The organism is Klebsiella sp. GG_Kp146 (assembly GCF_040061975.1).
Taxonomy (GTDB): Bacteria; Pseudomonadota; Gammaproteobacteria; order Enterobacterales; family Enterobacteriaceae; genus Klebsiella; species Klebsiella quasipneumoniae.
The window spans coordinates 51439-61882 of record NZ_JBEAHA010000006.1; the positions used below are offsets into that span (position 1 = coordinate 51439).

The 10444-nt window shown below is 58.2% G+C and carries 13 protein-coding genes; 10 read left to right on the plus strand and 3 right to left on the minus strand.

Features of this window, described 5'->3' with window-relative positions:
* The first annotated feature begins 174 nt into the window (after positions 1 to 174).
* From iscR to sseB, 10 genes are all read left to right on the plus strand, one after another.
* Positions 175 to 666 (plus strand): Fe-S cluster assembly transcriptional regulator IscR, encoded by a 492-nt coding sequence (gene iscR, locus ABLU95_RS08310; protein ID WP_002913993.1) that lies wholly within the window; start codon positions 175 to 177, stop codon positions 664 to 666.
* A gap of 178 nt (positions 667 to 844) precedes the next feature.
* A complete protein-coding gene (iscS, locus tag ABLU95_RS08315; protein ID WP_017900428.1) occupies positions 845 to 2059 on the plus strand; it encodes a cysteine desulfurase in 1215 nt (404 codons plus the stop codon).
* Positions 2060 to 2085: 26 nt separating this feature from the next.
* Positions 2086 to 2472 carry a Fe-S cluster assembly scaffold IscU gene (gene iscU, locus ABLU95_RS08320; protein ID WP_002913991.1) on the plus strand — a complete coding sequence of 129 codons (387 nt, stop codon included), beginning with the start codon at positions 2086 to 2088 and terminating at the stop codon, positions 2470 to 2472.
* A 17-nt stretch (positions 2473 to 2489) separates the two neighbouring features.
* Positions 2490 to 2813 carry an iron-sulfur cluster assembly protein IscA gene (iscA, locus tag ABLU95_RS08325; RefSeq protein ID WP_002913979.1) on the plus strand — a complete coding sequence of 108 codons (324 nt, stop codon included), beginning with the start codon at positions 2490 to 2492 and terminating at the stop codon, positions 2811 to 2813.
* A gap of 74 nt (positions 2814 to 2887) precedes the next feature.
* Entirely contained in the window at positions 2888 to 3403 is a 516-nt protein-coding gene (hscB, locus tag ABLU95_RS08330; RefSeq protein ID WP_023290644.1) for a co-chaperone HscB, read from the plus strand.
* Between the two features lie 15 nt (positions 3404 to 3418).
* The gene (gene hscA, locus ABLU95_RS08335) at positions 3419 to 5269 is read left to right on the plus strand and encodes a Fe-S protein assembly chaperone HscA (RefSeq protein ID WP_023290643.1); all 1851 of its coding nucleotides are present in this window, start codon (positions 3419 to 3421) and stop codon (positions 5267 to 5269) included.
* A 1-nt stretch (position 5270) separates the two neighbouring features.
* Complete coding sequence (gene fdx / locus ABLU95_RS08340; RefSeq protein WP_004201872.1) at positions 5271 to 5606, plus strand: ISC system 2Fe-2S type ferredoxin; 336 nt, start codon at positions 5271 to 5273, stop codon at positions 5604 to 5606.
* 1 nt (position 5607) lies between these two features.
* The gene (gene iscX, locus ABLU95_RS08345; RefSeq protein WP_002913954.1) at positions 5608 to 5808 is read left to right on the plus strand and encodes a Fe-S cluster assembly protein IscX; all 201 of its coding nucleotides are present in this window, start codon (positions 5608 to 5610) and stop codon (positions 5806 to 5808) included.
* Between the two features lie 107 nt (positions 5809 to 5915).
* A complete protein-coding gene (pepB, locus tag ABLU95_RS08350; RefSeq protein WP_023290642.1) occupies positions 5916 to 7202 on the plus strand; it encodes an aminopeptidase PepB in 1287 nt (428 codons plus the stop codon).
* A 96-nt stretch (positions 7203 to 7298) separates the two neighbouring features.
* Entirely contained in the window at positions 7299 to 8075 is a 777-nt protein-coding gene (sseB, locus tag ABLU95_RS08355) for an enhanced serine sensitivity protein SseB (protein ID WP_023290641.1), read from the plus strand.
* Positions 8076 to 8141: 66 nt separating this feature from the next.
* On the opposite strand, the gene ABLU95_RS08360 is transcribed toward sseB, so the two are convergent.
* From ABLU95_RS08360 to sseA, 3 genes are all read right to left on the minus strand, one after another.
* The gene (locus tag ABLU95_RS08360) at positions 8142 to 8549 is read right to left on the minus strand and encodes a hypothetical protein (protein ID WP_101881300.1); all 408 of its coding nucleotides are present in this window, start codon (positions 8547 to 8549) and stop codon (positions 8142 to 8144) included.
* A 101-nt stretch (positions 8550 to 8650) separates the two neighbouring features.
* On the minus strand, positions 8651 to 9301 hold the full coding sequence (locus ABLU95_RS08365; RefSeq protein WP_232689651.1) for a DUF5066 family protein: 651 nt from the start codon (positions 9299 to 9301) through the stop codon (positions 8651 to 8653).
* A 164-nt stretch (positions 9302 to 9465) separates the two neighbouring features.
* Positions 9466 to 10323 (minus strand): 3-mercaptopyruvate sulfurtransferase, encoded by an 858-nt coding sequence (gene sseA, locus ABLU95_RS08370; protein ID WP_023290638.1) that lies wholly within the window; start codon positions 10321 to 10323, stop codon positions 9466 to 9468.
* Positions 10324 to 10444 lie beyond the last annotated feature (121 nt).

The following is a 10444-nucleotide window of genomic DNA, read 5'->3' on the forward strand; positions in this document are numbered from 1 at the left end:
GGTGAGGGCGCCCGGCAACGCGGAAGGAAAACGGCACGGAAAGCCAAATACCTGACTAAAACAGTCAAGTAAATAGTTGACCAAATTACTCGGGAATGTCAGACTTGGCCCTGCTATGCAATACCCATATTAATAAAAAGCCCGGCCAGGGGCGAGTTTGAGGTTAAGTAAGACATGAGACTGACATCTAAAGGGCGTTATGCCGTGACCGCGATGCTTGACGTTGCGCTCAACTCTGAAACGGGCCCGGTGCCGTTGGCAGATATTTCAGAGCGTCAGGGAATTTCGCTTTCCTATCTGGAACAGCTGTTCTCTCGCCTGCGTAAAAATGGCCTGGTTTCCAGCGTTCGTGGCCCAGGCGGCGGTTATCTGTTAGGTAAAGATGCCGGCAGTATCGCCGTCGGCGAAGTCATTAGCGCCGTGGACGAATCCGTTGACGCCACCCGTTGCCAGGGCAAGGGCGGCTGTCAGGGCGGCGATAAATGCCTGACTCACGCGCTGTGGCGCGATCTGAGCGAACGCCTGACCGGCTTCCTGAACAATATCACCCTCGGGGAACTGGTGAATAACCAGGAGATCCTCGATGTTTCCGGTCGTCAGCATCAGCACGAAACCCAGCGCAATGCGCGCACCCAGGACGCGATCGACGTTAAGCTGCGCGCCTGAGTGACCCGTCCCGTTTCGGGCTGCGGCTGACAGGGCGAGGCAGCGCGAAACGGCGGGACAACGATTATAAAGAGCTTTCAGAATCAGGCCGGGATGCTCCGACATTCCGTGTACTCGGTCGTACATCAAGCCGGTTGCCTGATTCCTTGCATTGAGTGATGTACGGAGTTTAAGAGCAATGAAATTACCGATTTACCTCGATTACTCCGCAACCACGCCGGTGGACCCGCGTGTTGCCGAGAAAATGATGCAGTTCCTGACCATGGACGGGACCTTTGGTAACCCGGCCTCCCGTTCCCACCGTTTTGGCTGGCAGGCTGAAGAGGCGGTTGATATCGCCCGCAATCAGATTGCCGAGCTGGTCGGTGCCGACCCGCGCGAAATCGTCTTTACCTCTGGTGCGACTGAATCCGACAACCTGGCGATCAAGGGTGCAGCCAACTTTTATCAGAAAAAAGGCAAGCACATCATCACCAGCAAAACCGAGCATAAAGCGGTTCTGGATACCTGCCGTCAGCTGGAGCGCGAAGGCTTCGAAGTGACCTACCTGGCGCCGCAGAGCAACGGGATTATCGATCTGAAAGAGCTGGAAGCGGCGATGCGTGACGACACCATCCTGGTTTCCATCATGCATGTGAATAACGAAATCGGCGTGGTGCAGGATATCGCAACCATCGGCGAGATGTGTCGCGCCCGCGGTATCATTTACCACGTAGACGCCACCCAGAGCGTGGGCAAGCTGCCTATCGATCTGAGCCAGCTGAAAGTTGACCTGATGTCCTTCTCCGGTCATAAAATCTACGGTCCGAAAGGCATCGGCGCGCTGTACGTGCGTCGTAAGCCGCGTATTCGTATCGAAGCGCAAATCCACGGCGGCGGCCACGAGCGCGGTATGCGTTCCGGTACTCTGCCTGTTCACCAGATCGTCGGCATGGGTGAAGCTTACCGTATCGCCAAAGAAGAGATGGAAAGCGAGATGGCGCGTCTGCGCACGCTGCGCAACCGTCTGTGGAACGGCGTGAAGGATATGGAAGAAGTGTACCTCAACGGCGACCTCGAGCAGGGCGCGCCGAACATTCTTAACGTCAGCTTCAACTATGTTGAAGGCGAGTCGCTGATTATGGCGCTGAAAGACCTGGCGGTTTCCTCCGGTTCAGCCTGTACTTCCGCGAGCCTTGAGCCATCCTACGTGCTGCGCGCGTTAGGCATGACTGATGAACTGGCGCACAGTTCTATTCGTTTCTCTTTAGGTCGTTTCACTACCGAAGAAGAGATTGACTACGCCATCAACCTGATTCGTAAATCCATTGGCCGTCTGCGCGAGCTTTCTCCACTGTGGGAAATGTTCAAACAGGGCGTGGATCTGAACAGTATTGAATGGTCACATCACTAATTCGGCACCAATAAGGAGAATTCATCATGGCTTACAGCGAAAAAGTTATCGATCATTACGAGAACCCGCGCAACGTCGGCTCTTTTGACAACAGCGACGAGAACGTCGGCAGCGGCATGGTCGGCGCGCCGGCCTGCGGCGACGTGATGAAGTTGCAGATTAAAGTCAACAATGAAGGTATCATTGAAGACGCGCGCTTCAAGACCTACGGCTGCGGTTCCGCTATCGCTTCCAGCTCTCTGGTCACCGAGTGGGTGAAGGGTAAATCCCTGGACGAAGCGCAGGCGATCAAGAACACCGATATCGCCGATGAACTGGAGCTGCCGCCGGTGAAAATTCACTGCTCTATTCTGGCGGAAGACGCGATTAAAGCCGCGATTGCGGATTACAAAAGCAAACGTGAAGCAAAATAATTAGTTGAGGTTTTGTTATGTCGATTACTCTTAGCGACAGTGCAGCAGCGCGAGTCAATGCCTTCCTGGCAAACCGCGGAAAAGGGTTTGGCCTGCGCCTGGGCGTGAGAACCTCCGGCTGCTCAGGTATGGCCTATGTACTGGAGTTTGTTGACGAGCCGGCGGCTGAAGACACCGTGTTTGAAGACAAAGGCGTGAAGGTCGTGATCGACGGCAAAAGTCTGCAATTCCTCGACGGCACGCAGCTGGACTTCGTCAAAGAAGGCCTTAACGAAGGGTTCAAGTTCACTAACCCTAACGTCAAAGATGAGTGCGGCTGCGGCGAAAGCTTTAACGTATAATCGGTACTCCCCAACCCCACCGCGGTCACGCCGCGCGTGGGGTTTTCGTTTAGATGCATGACCCTGAGGTTACTATGGACTATTTCACCCTCTTCGGGTTACCAGCCAGCTATACCCTCTCGCTTGAACAACTGGCTGTCCGGTATCAGGATCTGCAGCGCCAGTACCATCCGGATAAATTTGCCAGCGCGCCCGCTGCGGAACAGCTTGCGGCGGTTCAGTATTCCGCCACCATTAACCAGGCCTGGCAGACGCTGCGCCATCCCCTGACCCGCGCAGAATACCTCCTCTCGCTGCATGGCTTCGATCTGGCCAGCGAGCAGCATACCGTTCGCGATACCGCGTTCCTGATGGAACAGCTGGAGCTGCGCGAAGAGCTGGATGAGATCGGCCAGGCGAAAGACGAAGCGCGGCTGGAAGGCTTTATCAAACGAGTGAAAGCGCTGTTTGATACCCGCCATCAGCTGATGGTTGACCAATTGCATAATGAGAGCTGGGAGGCGGCGGCGGACACGGTTCGTAAGCTCCGTTTCCTCGATAAACTGCGCAGCAGTGCTGAAGAACTCGAAGAAAAACTGCTCGATTTTTAATTTTCGGAAGCAATTATGGCCTTATTACAAATTAGTGAGCCCGGCCTGAGCGCCGCGCCGCACCAGCGTCGTCTGGCGGCCGGTATCGACCTGGGCACCACCAATTCTCTGGTGGCTACCGTGCGTAGCGGCCAGGCCGAGACTCTGCCCGATCATCAAGGCCGCTATCTGCTGCCGTCGGTGGTGAATTACCACGCATCGGGGCTGACCGTCGGCTATGACGCCCGGCTGAACGCCGCCCAGGATCCCGCCAATACCATCAGCTCCGTGAAACGGATGATGGGGCGCTCCCTCGCCGATATCCAACATCGCTATCCGCATCTGCCGTATCAGCTGCAGGCCAGTGAAAACGGCCTGCCGATGATCCAGACCGCCGGCGGCCTGCTGAACCCGATTCGCGTCTCCGCCGATATCCTGAAAGCGCTGGCCGCCCGGGCCACTGAAGCGCTGGCCGGCGAGCTCGACGGCGTGGTCATCACCGTCCCCGCTTACTTTGATGACGCCCAGCGTCAGGGGACCAAAGACGCGGCGCGCCTGGCGGGTCTGCACGTGCTGCGCCTGCTTAATGAACCGACCGCGGCGGCTATCGCCTATGGCCTTGATTCCGGCCAGGAAGGGGTGATTGCGGTCTACGATCTCGGCGGCGGCACCTTTGATATTTCTATTCTGCGCTTAAGCCGCGGGGTGTTTGAAGTGCTGGCCACCGGCGGCGACTCGGCCCTCGGCGGCGATGATTTCGATCATCTGCTGGCGGACTACCTGCGCGAGCAGGCGGGCTTCAGCGACCGTAGCGACAACCGCCTGCAGCGTGAGCTGCTGGATGCCGCCATCGCGGCGAAAATCGCCCTTAGCGATGCCGAGGTGGCGCACGTTGAGGTCGGCGGCTGGCAGGGCGATATCACTCGCAGCCAGTTTAACGATCTCATCGCCCCGCTGGTAAAACGCACGTTAATGGCCTGCCGCCGGGCGCTGAAAGACGCTGGCGTTGAGGCGCAAGAGGTGCTGGAAGTGGTGATGGTCGGCGGTTCCACCCGCGTGCCGCTGGTGCGCGAGCGCGTCGGCGACTTCTTCGGTCGCACCCCGCTGACCTCCATCGACCCTGACAAAGTCGTCGCCATTGGCGCGGCGATCCAGGCCGATATTCTGGTCGGCAACAAGCCGGACAGCGAACTGTTGCTGCTCGACGTTATCCCGCTGTCGTTAGGGCTGGAAACCATGGGCGGCCTGGTGGAGAAAGTGATCCCGCGTAATACCACCATTCCGGTGGCCCGCGCCCAGGAGTTCACCACCTTCAAAGATGGCCAAACGGCGATGTCCATTCATGTGATGCAGGGCGAGCGTGAGCTGGTGCAGGATTGCCGCTCCCTGGCGCGCTTTGCGCTGCGCGGTATCCCGGCGCTGCCGGCGGGCGGGGCGCATATTCGCGTCACCTTCCAGGTGGACGCCGATGGCCTGCTGAGCGTCACGGCGATGGAAAAGTCGACCGGCGTGGAAGCCTCTATTCAGGTGAAACCGTCTTACGGTCTGACCGATGGCGAAATCGCCACCATGATTAAAGATTCGATGAGCTACGCCGAACAGGATATTCAGGCGCGCATGCTGGCTGAACAGAAAGTGGAAGCCGCACGCGTCCTGGAGAGCCTGACAAGCGCGCTGGCCGCCGACGCCGCGCTGTTAAGCGCCGCGGAGCGTCAGGCTATCGATGCCGCTGCGGAGCAGGTACGCGCCGCCGCGGCAGGCGACGACGCCGACGCCATTAAAGAAGCGATTAAAAATATCGACACACAAACCCAGGAATTCGCCGCCCGCCGTATGGATCAGTCGGTCCGTATCGCGCTGAAAGGCCAATCCGTGGACGAGGTTTAAAATGCCAAAAATTGTATTTCTGCCCCACCAGGACCTGTGTCCGGATGGCATCGTTGTGGAAGCTGAGACCGGTGAAACTATTCTGGATGCGGCGCTGCGTAGCGGCATCGAGATTGAACACGCCTGCGAAAAATCCTGTGCCTGCACCACCTGCCACTGCATCGTGCGTGAAGGCTTTGACTCGCTGGCGGAAAGTACCGAAGATGAAGACGATATGCTGGATAAAGCCTGGGGACTGGAGCCTGACAGCCGCCTGAGCTGCCAGGCGCGCGTCACTGACGAAGATCTGGTCGTTGAGATCCCGCGTTACACCATCAACCACGCACGCGAGCACTAATATGGCACTGAAATGGACCGACAGTCGTGAAATCGGCGAAGCGCTGTATGACGCTTACCCTGACCTCGACCCAAAAACCGTTCGCTTTACCGACATGCATCAGTGGATTTGCGATCTGGAAGAGTTTGATGATGACCCGAACGCATCCAATGAAAAAATTCTCGAGGCGATTCTGTTAGTCTGGTTAGACGAAGCCGAATAATTTTCGCATCATGATTTATGCGGCGGTATAAAGTCGGATGAATCATTGAGCGAGAGAACGTTACGGGCTGCCATACGGTGGCCCGTTTGCTAAGAAGGATAATGATAATGACCGAAGCCATGAAGATTACGCTTTCCACTCAGCCAGCCGATGCGCGCTGGGGAGAAAAGGCGTCTTACAGCATTAATCATGACGGCATCGCCCTGCATCTCAACGGCAAAGACGACCTGGGCTTGATTCAGCGCGCGGCGCGTAAAATTGACGGCATGGGGATCAAGCATGTCGCGTTAAGCGGCGAAGGCTGGAACACCGACCGCGCGTGGGCGTTCTGGGCGGGTTATAAAGGCCCGAAAGGCACCCGTAAAGTTGAATGGCCGACGCTGGACGATGCGCAGAAAAGCGAGCTGGATAACCGTCTGACCATTATTGACTGGGTGCGCGACACCATCAATGCGCCGGCGGAAGAGCTGGGCCCGGAACAGCTGGCGCAGCGCGCCGTCGACCTGCTGTGCAGCGTGGCGGGCGAGAAGATGAGCTATCGCATCACCAAAGGCGAAGATCTGCGTGAGCAGGGCTATCTCGGCCTGCACACGGTGGGCCGCGGCTCCGAGCGCCCGCCGGTTTTGCTGGCGCTGGACTATAACCCGACCGGCGATAAAGAAGCCCCGGTATATGCCTGTCTGGTAGGTAAAGGCATCACCTTTGATTCCGGCGGCTACAGCATCAAACAGAGCGCCTTTATGGATTCAATGAAATCCGATATGGGCGGCGCGGCGACTATCACCGGCGCCCTGGCCTTCGCTATTACCCGCGGGCTGAACAAGCGCGTGAAGCTCTATCTGTGCTGCGCCGACAACCTGATCAGCGGCAACGCTTTCAAACTGGGCGATATTATTCATTATCGCAACGGCAAAACCGTCGAAGTCATGAACACCGACGCCGAAGGTCGTCTGGTGCTGGCGGATGGCCTGATTGACGCTTCGGCGCAGAAGCCGGAGCTGATCATCGATGCCGCCACCCTGACCGGCGCGGCGAAAACCGCGCTCGGCAACGACTACCACGCGCTGTTCAGCTTTGACGATGCGCTGGCGAATCGCCTGCTGGCGAGCGCTCAGGCGGAAAATGAAGCGTTCTGGCGTCTGCCGCTGGCCGAATTCCACCGTCATCAGCTGCCGTCTAATTTCGCGGAACTGAACAATACCGGCAGCGCCGCCTATCCGGCCGGCGCCAGCACCGCGGCGGGCTTCCTGTCCCATTTCGTGGAAAACTACCACCAGGGCTGGCTGCATATCGACTGTTCGGCAACCTACCGCAAATCTGCCGTTGAGCAGTGGTCGGCGGGCGCGACGGGGCTTGGCGTACGTACTATCGCCAATCTGCTGACGGCTGAGTAATGGCCTTGCCGGGTGGCGCGACGCTTACCCGGCCTGGAAAATCCGCAGGCCCGTGCGGACGTAGCGCCGCCGGGCGATTTTTGAAGTAGCCAAACTATGTCCGAAACCAAAAACGAATTAGAAACCCTGCTGGAAAAAGCGGCTACCGAGCCCGCTCATCGTCCGGCATTTTTCAGCGCGCTGCTTGAGGCCACCGTCTGGGTACCAGGCCGCGCAGCCGATGGCGAGCAGATTGTCGAAGATAGCGCGCTGGATCTGCAGCACTGGGAAAAAGATGACGGTACGTCGGTCATTCCGTTCTTCACTTCGCTTGAGGCCCTGCAGCAGGCGGTGGAAGACGAACAGGCTTTCGTGATGATGCCGGCCCGCACGCTGATGGCGATGACTCTCGGTGAATCGCTGTTCCTCAACCCGAAGCTGCCGAACGGTAAAGCGTTTACCCCGCGCGAAATCAGCCATCTGCTCGGGGAAGAGGGCAGCCCGCTCAGCACCCAGACGGTGCTTGAAGGGGGGGAAGCGCTGCTGCTGTCTGAAGTCGCCGAGCCGCCGGCGCAGATGGTGGATTCGCTGACCACGCTGTTCAAAACGCTGAAAACCGTCAAGCGGGCGTTCCTGTGCTCGATCAAAGAGCACGCCGACGCGCCCGCTAATCTGCTGATCGGCATTGAAGCGGAAGGGGATATCGAGTCCATCATTCAGACCACCGGCAGCGTGGCCACCGATACCCTGCCCGGCGATGAGCCGATCGATATTTGCCAGGTGGTGGAAGGCGAGAAGGGCATCAGCCACTTTATGATTGCCCATATCACGCCGTTCTATGAAAAGCGCTGGGGCAGCTTCCTGCGCGATTTCAAACAAAACCGTATTATCTGACAGCGGGGGCGGCTGCCCCCGGTTTCGGTATGCTTTCAGCTCGATGCAAAAGCGGGGTTGCAAAGGTTAATGCAGGGCGGCAACGATCCGCGGATAGGCTGACACCATGTTATAGAGCAGAAATCCCGTCACGCACAGCGTGACGACGCCGTTGAAGAGCGCCATATCCCCGCGCCAGGCCCGGCACCTTTCCTCTCCCAGCAGATAGCGTAGCGCTGCTACCAGCCCGGCGAGCAGCACCATCAGAAAACCCAGCAGCGCCTGATGACCATAGGTGATCAGCGGGACGTCTTCCAAAGTGACGCCGAGAAAGCGGGTATAAACGGAAACGGGCGCAGGAACCAGGCTTAACCATGTCCGGTTCCATTGCGGCCAAAAATAGAGGATTGCGCCGCCGACCAGCAGGCCAGCTATGCCTCCCAGCCAGGGAAGGCGCGGGGAATAAGCAGAATGTGGGTTGGAGACTAATGCCATTTTCACTCCTTGTGGTGCCATCAGGTTATAGATTAAACGCTCAATCCTGGCGCTGGCCCCGACGGCGCGCGGTAATCGCGCTATCGGTGGGAGATGGTGAATTAGTCAGGACAACCTTCGAGCCTGGCGTAAAGATCCTCATGAATATATTCCAGCTCCAGCAAGGCGCCATCGCGTGACTCGTTGAGGGCTTGTTGATGCTGCCATTCGTCGTGGCTCTCCTTTCCACCGGTAAAAATCCCCTGCAAATATTCAATCAGCGACGATTCTGCCAGCCAAAGCTCATTTTCTTTACCCTCGAAGCGGACGACAGGATATTCACCCTGTTCATCACGCTCGGTGACGTAGATAAATACCTGCTGATCCCCGGGATGGCAGAGGCGAATCAGGGCAGGAAGACGCGGATCGTCGTTCCAGACGGGCATTAGCTCTTCAAAATCCAGCCCGATCATATCAAGGCCATTAATATAATAAGCCTCTTCATCCAGCGAGTCGGAAAGCAGGACGCCATGTTCATCAATGGCGTTCAGAACCGATTCCAGCACCCGTTGACCGTAGGGGCTTGTCAGCTGGCAATCGTAGGCCAGCAGCGCTTTCAGACTCTCCGGAAGCGCCACGGTTTCGCTATTTTGCGGATCACGGTATTTCCGGACGCGCAGGCGATCCACTTCGTCTACGGGCATCGGTTTCGGGGTGGGATTGCGGTTGTGCTTGTGTACGACATCCATGAGATCCGCTAATGAAAAAGCCATCATTCAATTTCCTTATAGAGTGGGCGGCAATAAAGCCAACACGGCAGGCGCAAGCCCTGCGGCCGCACAGAGTAGCTGGTTTAGCGACTTGCAGGAGAATGAGGCGGAGAAAATCAGAAATTATTTAGTGGCCGCGGGACGGGATGTCCGCGGCCATGCGGCGTTTACTGAGCGGCAGGAGCCGGTTCAATCGGCAGATCGCTGCGCGCCCCCCATTCGCTCCATGAGCCGTCGTACAGGCAGACGCCGTTCACGCCAAGCGTGGTGAGCGCCAGCACGACCACCGCCGCCGTCACGCCGGACCCACAGCTGGCGATAATGGGCCGATCAAAATCGACGCCCTGACGCAAAAAGATGTCGTTCAGCTCGTCGACGGTCTTCAGCTCGCCGTTAATCACCAGCTCCGTCCACGGGACGTTCAGCGCGCCGGGGATATGCCCGCGCCGCAGGCCCGGGCGCGGTTCGTCAGCCTGGCCGTTAAACCGGGCAGCCGGACGCGCATCGACAATCTGCGCTGATCCTTCATGGCTGACCAGCAGCACGTCGGTCAGGCGCTTAATTTGCTGAGGATCGAACCGCACGTCGAATTCTCCTTCGGCCACCTCCGGCACCCCTTGTTCCAGCGGCAGCTCGTCGCGACGCCAGCCCTCCAGCCCACCGGCCAGAATCGACACTTTCTCCACGCCAAAGGCGCGCAGCATCCACCAGGCGCGCGGGGCGGAAAACAGATTGCCTTCGTCATAGACGACCAGGTGCTTATCGCTGCAGACGCCCAGTTCGCGCATGGCCACGGCAAACGCCTCGGCGCGCGGCATCATATGCGGCAGCGGGCTGGTGTGATCGGACAGCGCCTCGATATCGAAAAACAGCGCGTTCGGCACGTGGCCGGCGCGGTACTCCGCGGCCATATCGCGCAGGGCCTCCTGCCCGGCGGGCGCCATGCGGGCGTCGATAATCTGGATCTCCGGGTCATCAATATGTTCCGCCAGCCAGTCGGCGGCGACAAAAAACGAGGTGGACATAGGTGCCTCCGTTTTACTATTCATGACTGAATTGTCGGCGTTTTATCGGGTGCTGACAAGTTAAGGACGCCAGAGTGGGGACGACGTCACGGCACTTTTCTGATTAATCGGCAGAAACCCG

Bases quoted from the DNA above. Each gene is read 5' to 3' on its own strand.
- iscR (WP_002913993.1), top strand. From the start codon at position 175: ATGAGACTGACATCTAAAGGGCGTTATGCCGTGACCGCGATGCTTGAC.
- iscS (WP_017900428.1), top strand. From the start codon at position 845: ATGAAATTACCGATTTACCTCGATTACTCCGCAACCACGCCGGTGGAC.
- iscU (WP_002913991.1), top strand. From the start codon at position 2,086: ATGGCTTACAGCGAAAAAGTTATCGATCATTACGAGAACCCGCGCAAC.
- iscA (WP_002913979.1), top strand. From the start codon at position 2,490: ATGTCGATTACTCTTAGCGACAGTGCAGCAGCGCGAGTCAATGCCTTC.
- hscB (WP_023290644.1), top strand. From the start codon at position 2,888: ATGGACTATTTCACCCTCTTCGGGTTACCAGCCAGCTATACCCTCTCG.
- hscA (WP_023290643.1), top strand. From the start codon at position 3,419: ATGGCCTTATTACAAATTAGTGAGCCCGGCCTGAGCGCCGCGCCGCAC.
- fdx (WP_004201872.1), top strand. From the start codon at position 5,271: ATGCCAAAAATTGTATTTCTGCCCCACCAGGACCTGTGTCCGGATGGC.
- iscX (WP_002913954.1), top strand. From the start codon at position 5,608: ATGGCACTGAAATGGACCGACAGTCGTGAAATCGGCGAAGCGCTGTAT.
- pepB (WP_023290642.1), top strand. From the start codon at position 5,916: ATGACCGAAGCCATGAAGATTACGCTTTCCACTCAGCCAGCCGATGCG.
- sseB (WP_023290641.1), top strand. From the start codon at position 7,299: ATGTCCGAAACCAAAAACGAATTAGAAACCCTGCTGGAAAAAGCGGCT.
- ABLU95_RS08360 (WP_101881300.1), bottom strand. From the start codon at position 8,549: ATGGCATTAGTCTCCAACCCACATTCTGCTTATTCCCCGCGCCTTCCC.
- ABLU95_RS08365 (WP_232689651.1), bottom strand. From the start codon at position 9,301: ATGGCTTTTTCATTAGCGGATCTCATGGATGTCGTACACAAGCACAAC.
- sseA (WP_023290638.1), bottom strand. From the start codon at position 10,323: ATGTCCACCTCGTTTTTTGTCGCCGCCGACTGGCTGGCGGAACATATT.